This is a genomic window from Streptomyces zinciresistens K42 (assembly GCF_000225525.1).
GTDB classification, from domain to species: Bacteria; Actinomycetota; Actinomycetes; order Streptomycetales; family Streptomycetaceae; genus Streptomyces; species Streptomyces zinciresistens.
In genome coordinates this window covers 1-7360 of the sequence record NZ_AGBF01000261.1, presented here as the reverse complement: position 1 = coordinate 7360, position 7360 = coordinate 1, and the positions used below count along the sequence as shown (strand labels likewise).

The 7360-nt window shown below is 76.7% G+C and carries 8 protein-coding genes and 1 pseudogene; 1 reads left to right on the top strand and 8 read right to left on the bottom strand.

Going from position 1 to position 7360, the window contains the following annotated elements:
• Nucleotides 1-714: carboxyl transferase domain-containing protein (locus SZN_RS33790; protein WP_007504040.1), on the bottom strand; the 714-nt coding region annotated here is incomplete at its 3' end.
• The gene (locus SZN_RS33785; protein WP_043734526.1) at nucleotides 711-2153 is read right to left on the bottom strand and encodes an acyl-CoA synthetase; all 1443 of its coding nucleotides are present in this window, start codon (nucleotides 2151-2153) and stop codon (nucleotides 711-713) included. The genes SZN_RS33785 and SZN_RS33790, both read right to left, overlap by 4 nt.
• Before the next feature lie 334 nt (nucleotides 2154-2487).
• Here SZN_RS33785 and SZN_RS33780 point away from each other — a divergent pair, with 334 nt between their 5' ends.
• Nucleotides 2488-3360, top strand: a complete 873-nt coding sequence (locus SZN_RS33780) for an ATP-grasp domain-containing protein (RefSeq protein WP_007504036.1) — start codon at nucleotides 2488-2490, stop codon at nucleotides 3358-3360.
• Here the strand turns inward: SZN_RS33780 and SZN_RS33775 are convergent.
• From SZN_RS33775 to SZN_RS33750, 6 genes and pseudogenes are all read right to left on the bottom strand, one after another.
• Nucleotides 3350-3955, bottom strand: a complete 606-nt coding sequence (locus tag SZN_RS33775) for a hypothetical protein (protein ID WP_007504035.1) — start codon at nucleotides 3953-3955, stop codon at nucleotides 3350-3352. The genes SZN_RS33780 and SZN_RS33775 overlap by 11 nt on opposite strands.
• A complete protein-coding gene (locus SZN_RS33770) occupies nucleotides 3933-4748 on the bottom strand; it encodes an FkbM family methyltransferase (RefSeq protein ID WP_007504033.1) in 816 nt (271 codons plus the stop codon). Before SZN_RS33770 ends, SZN_RS33775 begins: the two co-directional genes overlap by 23 nt.
• Nucleotides 4745-5002, bottom strand: a complete 258-nt coding sequence (locus SZN_RS33765) for a Trm112 family protein (RefSeq protein WP_007504031.1) — start codon at nucleotides 5000-5002, stop codon at nucleotides 4745-4747. The genes SZN_RS33770 and SZN_RS33765 overlap by 4 nt, the downstream gene beginning before the upstream one ends.
• Entirely contained in the window at nucleotides 4999-5934 is a 936-nt protein-coding gene (locus SZN_RS33760; RefSeq protein WP_208865888.1) for a hypothetical protein, read from the bottom strand. The genes SZN_RS33765 and SZN_RS33760 overlap by 4 nt, the downstream gene beginning before the upstream one ends.
• 9 nt (nucleotides 5935-5943) lie before the next feature.
• A complete protein-coding gene (locus tag SZN_RS33755; protein ID WP_007504027.1) occupies nucleotides 5944-6687 on the bottom strand; it encodes a class I SAM-dependent methyltransferase in 744 nt (247 codons plus the stop codon).
• Nucleotides 6684-7360 (bottom strand): annotated as a pseudogene (locus tag SZN_RS33750) (condensation protein); the annotation flags it as partial. The gene SZN_RS33755 and the pseudogene SZN_RS33750, both read right to left, overlap by 4 nt.

Below are 7360 nucleotides of genomic sequence, written 5' to 3'. Positions count from 1 at the left end.
GGTGCCGCCGAGGGGGCGCGGCAGCGGGGCCGGCTCCGCGGAGGGCGCCGTCAGCAGCCGCAGCCAGCGGCCCAGCTCGCCGCGCAGCTCCCGGGGCCGTACGACGCCGTCGACCGCGCCGGCCGCCAGCTGCGCCTCGGCCGTGTAGGCCGCCGGGTCCGCGTCCGGCGGGCGGACCCGTGAGCCCGCGAAGCCGACCTGCGCCCCGGGCAGGGCGAGCGTCACGTCGGCGCCGGCGCCGAGCGTCGCCCATCCGCCGCCCGTCGTCGGGTCCCGCACCACCGCGACCTGCGGCAGACCGGCCTCCCTCAGCAACGCCGACTGCCGTGCCACGCGCTGGAGTTGGGTGAGCGCGAGCATCCCCTCCTGCATCCGGCTGCCGCCCGTCGCCACCAGCGGCACCACCGGCAGGCGGTGGGCGCGGGCGTGCGCGTACGCCGCCTCCAGCAGGTCGCCGGTGCGCTCGCCCAGCGAGCCGCCCAGATAGCCGAACTCGAAGGCGATCAGGACGGCGCGGGTGCCCTGGACGCGCGCGGTGCCGCAGACCACCGACTCCCGCTCGCCGGTGCGTGCGGCGGCGCGGGCGCGCGAGGCGTCGTAGCCCTCCCAGCCCAGCGGGCCGCCGGGCCGCGACTCCCCCGTCCGGTGGGGGAGTTCGGTGAAGTCCTCGGCCAGCAGGGCGATCATCTGCCGGGCCGCCAGGCGCTCCGTCATGCCGTCAGCGCCCGCTTCATGATCTTCCCCATGTCGTTGCGGGGGAGCGCGTCCAGGTGGTGGACCCGGCGCGGGCGCTTGTGCGGGGCGAGGCGCGCGGCGACGTGGTCCGCCAGTTCCTCGGCCGACGGCGGCGCCTGGGGGTCGGCCGGGACGACCCACGCCACGATCCGCTCGCCGAGGTCCGCGTCCGGCTCGCCGGTGACGGCGGCCTCCCGCACCCCGGGGTGTTCGAGGAGGGCGTTCTCGATCTCACCCGCCCCGATCTTGTACCCGCCGCTCTTGATCAGGTCGGTGGCCTTGCGGCCCACGATGCGGACGTAGCCGTCGGGGTCGCGCACCGCCATGTCCCCGGTGCGGAACCAGCCGTCCGGGGTGAACGCGGCCCGCGTGGCGTCCGGCAGGTTCAGGTACCCGGTGAACAGGTTCGGGCCGCGCACCTGGATCTCGCCCACACTCTCGCCGTCGTACGCCGCGAGCGGCGTCCCGTCCTCCTCGACGAGCCGCAGCTCCACGCCGGGCAGCGGGACGCCGACCGTGCCGGCCCGCGGCTCGCCGTCCGCCCGCACGCTGGTGTTCATCAGAGTCTCCGTCATGCCGTACCGCTCCACGACCCGCCGGCCGGTCGCCGCCGTGATCCGCTCGTGGTCGTGCACCGGCAGCGCGGCCGACCCCGAGACCAGCAGCCGCGCCCCGCCCAGGGACCGGGCCAGCCCCGGATCGGCGGGCAGGGCCTGCGCGATGCGGTGGTACATCGTCGGCACCCCGAACAGCATGGTCGCCCCCTCGTCCAGCGCGCGGGCCACGCCCTCGGGGCTGAACCGGCCGAGGTGGCGCACCGATCCGCCCCGGCGCAGCGGGCCGAGGACGCCGAGCACCAGTCCGTGCACGTGGAACAGGGGCAGGCCGTGCACGAGGACGTCGTCGCCGGTCCACCGCCAGGCGTCCGCGAGCGCGTCCAGGGTGTGCGCGACGGCCCGGCGCGGGATGACGGCGCCCTTGGGCGGGCCGGTGGTGCCGGAGGTGTAGACGATCAGCGCCGGGTCCTCGTCGGCGGAGCGGGGCGCGGGGAGCGGTCCGCCGTCGCGCACGTCGACGTCGACACGGGCCAGGCCGGCCAGGGCGTCGGGGAGTTCGTCGCCGGGGGCCGCAAGGACGGCGTCCGGCGCGCAGTCGGCGAGGATGTGCCCGAGCTCCTTCTCCCCGGACCTCGGGTTGAGCGGTACGGCCGCCACGCCCGCCTCCAGGGCCGCCGTGACCGCCACCGCCGTCTCCAGGGACGGCGTCGCCCAGACGGCCACTGCGCCCGCCCCGCCGATCCGGGCCGCGAGGGCACCGGCGGCCGAGGCGAGGGAGCCGTAGGTCAGGGCCCGGTCGCCGAAGCGCAGGGCGGCTCGGCCGGCCGGGGCGCCCCTGAGGGCCGGGAAGAGAGAGGACACGTGTCGTACTCCTGACTGTTCGCTGGACAACGCTGCCGACGGCCGTACCCCGGCCTCCCCCCGGCCCGGCGCGACCGTCACCGGCCACACCACCGCGGGCACCACCGCCACCACGCTTCCTCCGTACACCATCGGCTGCCGGAAGAAACGCTCCCGGTCCACATCGGGGGCCAGGGCGCCGTTCGTCAGCAGGTCCTCGCCCATCCCGTTCCCGCTCTCCTCCCCTCCGGTCCGGTCCCCAGCGATGCCGTGGCTTCACCGAGGGGGAAGGTCGAGCGCCCGCCCGGGTTCCGCTAGCCTCACAGCGCCCGCTCACCGCCCCGGAGGAACCGCCGTGCCCCGCATAGCCCTTGTGACCTGCCGACCCGGCCCCGACATCAGCGCCGACCCGGACCTGCCGGTCCTGGTGGCGGCGCTGCGCGGTGCCGGGGCCGACGCGCGGGCCGTGCGCTGGGACGACGACTCGGTCGACTGGAGCGCGTGCGACCTCGCGGTGATCCGCTCCACCTGGGACTACAGCTGGCGGGCCGCGGAGTTCCTGGACTGGGCGCGGCGGTGCGGCCGGGCCACCCGGCTCGCCAACCCGGCCGCCGTGGTGCGCTGGAACGCCGACAAGCGCTACCTGGGCGATCTCGCCGCGGCCGGGGTGCCCGTCGTGCCCACCCGCTACCTCGCCCCCGGCGACGCCCCCGACCTCCCGGACGGCCACGAGTACGTCGTCAAGCCCACCTCCGGCGCGGGCGCCCGCTTCGCCGCCCGGTACACCCCCGACGAGCACGCCACGGCGCTGGGGCAGCTCGCCCGCCTGCACGCCGAGGGGTTCACCGCGATGGTGCAGCCCTACGTCCGGGGCATCGACGTCAGCGGTGAACGCGCGCTCCAGTTCTTCGGCGGCCGGCTGCTGCACGCCAGCCGCAAGGGCGCCGTCCTCACCCCCGGCACGCCCTACGACCGGCGCAAGACCGCCCATCCCGGCCTGGAGCCCTGGACCCCGACGCCGGCCGAACGCGCCGTCGCCGAGCACGCCCTGGCCGCCGTACCGGACGGCTCCGGGCTGCTGTACGCGCGCGTCGACCTCGTCGACGGCGAGGACGGGCGGCCGCGGGTGATGGAGGTGGAGCTCGTCGAGCCGAACCTGTTCCTGTCGCTGCACCCCGCGTCGGTGCCGCGGGTCGTCGAGGCGGTGCTCGCGGCCGCTAACCGCTGAGCGCGACCCGCTGCAGCAGCCCCCAGGTGAACTCCGCGACCGCGGCCCGCCGTACGCCCTCCCCGTCCGGCGCGGTGAACGCGAGCCCCCAGCGCGTGGGCGCCGTGCCCTCCAGGGGGCGGGCGGGCGCGAAGGCGCGGGCCGCCTCGTCCACCGTGCACGACCAGGGGGTGAGGTCCGCGAGGGTGCGCAGCTCGGGCGCGGGGGTGCCCGGGGCGCGCACCAGCCACTCGTTCCACACCGCCCCGTTCGGCCCGAGCAGCACCTCGAAGCGCAGGGTGGGCCACAGCGGCACCGGCCACAGCCATGCCTCGCACGCCAGGTCGCCCACGGTGCGGGTGGTCACGGACGCGGGCGCGCCCAGCACCGAGCGGTAGCGGGCGGCGGCGCCGCGCGCCCGGGGGGAGCGGACCATCGCCTGCCACCGCTTGTTCGCCTCGCGCATGGCGGCGAGGGACACCCCGAGCTCGCGCCGGGCGTCCTCGACCGGACCGGGGTTGTGGTCGGCCATGCGGCGCAGCAGGACGAGCTGGAAGTCCAGCGGGGTGAGGGGGCGGGCGGCGGGCCTCTGGTCAGCGGGGGACATGCGCCCCATGCTCGCGCACCGGCCCGTCCGGACGCCTGCCGTCGGGCAGGAACAGCACCGAGTTGACGTAGCGGGGCCCCCGCAGGGCGGCGAGCGGCAGGACCCGGCGCGCCAGACCGCGGGTGACCACCCACGCCGCCTCCGCCTGATGGGCCTCCAGCGGGAACGACGCGAGCGGCACCCAGTCGGCGCCGGGCAGCACCCAGCCGTCGTAGCCCAGCGCCGCCAGATGCGTCAGCACGGGCGCGATCGGCCGGATACGGCACTCCAGCTCCACGAACAGGGCGGGCCGGTCCCGGGCCAGCAGGTCCGCCGCCCCGCGCAGCACGGCCAGCTCCCCGCCGTCCACGTCGACCTTGACGAAGCCGACGTCCCGCAGCCCCAGGCCGTCGAGGGTGACGCAGGGCACGTCGAGCGCGCGGGCGTGGATGTCCCGGCGGACCAGCGAGGACACCCCCCGGTCGCCCGCGTCGCCCGGCGGCAGCCACAGCCGGGCCGTGCCGGGGCGGTCCGAGGCGGCGGCCCGCACCACCCGTACGTTCGGCGGGGCGCCGCTCTCCAGCAGCCGGGCCAGCCGCGGGACCGGCTCGACGGTCACCACCTGCCGGGCCCGCCGGCTCAGCCGGTGCGTCCAGGGCCCGTACCAGCCGCCCACGTCCACCGCCGTGCCGCACGGGGACGGGCACAGCTCGGACAGCCGCGCCAACTCCGGTTCGAAGCGCGGATAGACGGCCCGCGCGGTCGCGGCGACCAGCCGGACGGGCAGGTACGGGGCGAGCCGGGCCGCCAGTGTCCTGGTCATCGGGCCAGCCTCCCCAGGAGCCGTTCGTGCTCGTCGTCGCCCACCTGCTCACCGGAGGCGGGCAGCAGTTGCGGAACGCCGTCCACGATCGGGTAGCGGCGCCGCAGCCGCGGGTTGTACAGCGCCTCGGCGGCCTCCTCGGCCGTGTCCCCGCCCGGGGGCGCGGCGTCGGGGCCGTCCGGGGCGACGAGGTGCAGCGGGCCCTTGTCGAGCGGGCACGCCAGGATGCTCAGCAGCGGGTCGTCGGGTCTCATGGCGGGGTCAACTCCTTGGCTCCGACCGGTGGTCGGGGCGTGGACGGGGGTGGGTCGTGCCGGGGCATCGACAGCAGGACGACGACGGCGAGGGCCGTGCCCGCGACACGCAGCGCCAGCCGCAGCGGGTCGTCGGGCAGTGCCTCGCCGAACGACAGCGTGCCGAGGACGGCCGTGTACACACAGGAGACGGTCGTGCACACCGGCACGATCAGCGAGGCCCGGCAGCGCTGGAGCGCCGCCTGCGACATCACCAGCCCGAACGCCCCGGTGAACAGCAGCAGATACGGGTACGGCGAGCGCAGCAGACCGAGCACGGCGGCGCCCGCGCCGTCTCCCGTCGACTGGCCGGAGACGCCCTTGACGGCCAGCGAGCTCACCCCGTACAGCAGCCCCACCGCCACCCCGTACTCCACGCCGGCCGTCGGCAGCCGGTGCCGGTGGCGGGCCCGGCGCTCTGCCGCGCCGTACAGCCACACGCCCGCCGCCAGCGACGGCACGCACACGAGCAGGATCAGCGGGTACGGGGCGGCCCGGCCCACGGCCTCCGCGCCGCCGGGTCCCTCGCGCAGGGAGAGGACGACCATCAGCAGCGCGGCGAGGACCGCGCCGAGCGCGGAGCGCTCCCGCCCGCTGGTCTCCTCGCCCAGCAGCCGTGCCGAGAGCAGCACCAGCAGCACGAGACCGGAGACGAAGACGCCCTGGGCCGCCGCGATCGGCAGGGTCCGGTAGACCACGAGCTGCGCGGCGAAGCCGGCCGCCAGGGCGAGCGAGCCGCCGATCCACAGGGGGCTGCCGAGCACCAGCCGCAGCAGCCGGTCGGGCCTGCGGACCGACACCTGCGGCAGTGCGGCGAGCGCCCGTTTCTCCAGGACGAACCCGAGGCTGTACAGGGTGTTCGCCAGCAGCGCGGCGCCCACTCCCCACCACATGGGCGCCCCCTACGCCCGTCGGGCGTGCAGCAGCAGGATCGAGGCGAGTGAGGGGCTGGCGCAGGCCAGCCGGTCCAGCGGGCGCAGCACGCGCGGCACGCCGTGGAAGGGCGCCCCGGACAGCCGGACGACCTCGAACCCGGACGCGGCCACGAACTCCCGCAGCGCGCGGGCGGTGCACAGCCGCAGGTGCCCGACGACCTCCCGGCCCGGCCTGCCGTGCACGGCCCGCAGGCTGACCTCGGAGAACACCGGCTGCACCCCGGCCAGCAGCAGAGCGCGGTTGTACCAGGCGGCCAGGTTGGGGGTGGAGAGCATCAGATGCCCGCCCGGCCGCAGCACCCGGCGGATCTCGTCCAGGGCGGCGTCGGGGTCGACGAGGTGCTCGATCACCTCGCTGAACAGCACGGCGTCCGCGCTGCCGGTGCGCAACGGCAGCCCGCCGCCGGTGAGTTCACCGCGCACGGCGTACGGGACACGCGTGCGGGCGCGGCGCAGCGCGTCCTGCGACCAGTCGACGCCGACGATGCGGTGGCCGCGCAGGAAGGGCGCCGCGGTCGCCGCGGCGGTGCCGTCGCCGCAGCCGACGTCGACGATGGTGCGGACGCGTCCGCCGGGTGCCGGGCCCGGTCCGAGGGCGTCGGCGAGCATCCTGGCCTGGCGCCGGCTGCGGGAGGGGCCGGAGGCGACCGGTACGGCCGGGTTCTCGTAGAAGTCGCGGAGGTCCTTGGGGGGCGGGACGGTCGTCGTCACGGGGTCACCTCGGTGGTGTGCAGATAGTGCGCGAACAGGTCCCGCAGGTGGGCGCCGTCGCCGTCGCCGAGCAGGGCCCGGGACCAGCGCAGGGCGAGATGGAGCCGGCCCGCGGTGGAGGCGGTCGTCACGGTCAGGCCCCGCGGCATCCGGGCGGGCGCCGAGAACCACACCGCGTGCGCGCGGCCTGCCCGCGCCCCGAAGTCCAGGGGGTAGGGGACCCGGCCGATGTTGCTGAGCAGGGTGGTGGAGGTCCAGGGCGCGGCGGCGCGGCGCAGGCCCCGGGTGAGGGCGGCCCGCCAGGAGACGGGGGTGACGGGCGCGGTCAACAGGGTTGCCCCGTGGCCGAGTTGGGGGCGCGGCAGCGCCTTCAGTGCCCGGGTCCTGACCGCCGTACGGCCCAGCAGGGCGAGCGTGTGCGCCGGCTCGCTGCTCGTCAGCTCCTCGTGTGAGAAGGCGACTTCGACCAGCCGGGTGCCGTTGCCGATGGGCATGGCGGCGTCGCGGGGACGGTCGTCCACGGGCATGGTGATGCGCAGCGGCCCGGGGCGGGCGCCGTGTGCGCGGTTCCAGTGCGCGAGGGTGAGGGCCGTGGTGACCATGAGCTGGTCGTTCACGGTGTACGGGGAGCCCTTGGGGCGGTGCGGCGAGCGGGAGTTCGGTGACGAGCAGC